Here is a 470-nt window from a genome sequence, read left to right as displayed (position 1 = left end):
GTCTTGGAGGTATCCCAAATATCTTTTGAAAATCTCTTTTAAAGGCAGACAGACTTCTCCCGGTCAAATAAGCAAACCGCTCTACATTGACATTGAAATGAAAGTTTTTGTTCATAAAAGCTTCAATATCTATTTTGTAAGGCTCAGAAAAATCAAATAAAATATCCTTAAGACCCGGATCATCGCTCAGCATCAGAAGTAAAGCTTCTTTCTGTTTGAGACGCAGAAGTTCTGTAGAAGCAGGAAGTTCTTCATACGCAAGTAAAGAATACATAAAAGAAGTTAATGCCTTTTGATCCAGTTTTATAAAAGCCGGAGTATTGTCTTTCTTCTTTGCCTGATAACCATATTCACGGCTGAAATCACGTAAGATAGCTTCATCAAAATAGATGGTTACCGTTCTTATTTCCCCGTTTTTAGGTGGGTATTTTGCAAACTTCAGAAGACGGTTTTTTCTGGCAGAATAAAGT

At 36.2% G+C, this 470-nt stretch carries 1 protein-coding gene; it reads right to left on the bottom strand.

All coding sequences use genetic code 11. From position 1 onward, the window contains the following. Positions 1-470 (bottom strand): helix-turn-helix transcriptional regulator (locus LC455_RS32030; protein WP_223596807.1); only part of this gene is annotated, 470 nt, incomplete at both ends.

This window comes from Neobacillus bataviensis (assembly GCF_019969725.1).
This window is presented reverse-complemented; position numbering and strand designations above follow the sequence as displayed.